This window comes from Alkalihalophilus lindianensis, from assembly GCF_032843265.1.
GTDB classification, from domain to species: domain Bacteria; phylum Bacillota; class Bacilli; order Bacillales; family Bacillaceae_D; genus Alkalihalophilus; species Alkalihalophilus lindianensis.
The window spans coordinates 1-275 of record NZ_JAWJBA010000273.1; the positions used below are offsets into that span (position 1 = coordinate 1).

General features: G+C 74.9%; 1 protein-coding gene. It reads left to right on the top strand.

Annotation, left to right across the window (positions count from 1 at the left end; translation table 11 throughout):
• Positions 1-275: DUF4339 domain-containing protein (locus RYX56_RS22235; RefSeq protein ID WP_317124101.1), on the top strand; the 275-nt coding region annotated here is incomplete at both ends.

The window sequence follows — 275 nt, forward strand, 5'->3', positions numbered from 1 at the left end:
GTCCCCGCCTGCTGCGCCCGTCGCGGCGGTCGAAACCGCGTGGCACTACGAGCAGAACGGCGTGCCCGCCGGACCGCTGCCCGAGTCGCAGATCGCCGACCTCGTCGCCCGGGGCGCCGTCCAGCCCGGCACGCGCGTGTGGCGCACGGGCATGACCGACTGGGCAAGCGCCAGCGCGGCGCTTCCCGCGTTGTTCGGCGCCGCGCCGATGCAGTCTGCCCTCGCCGCCCCCACGCCCGTCGTGCACAACGTAGTGGTGCAGAACCACGTGACCG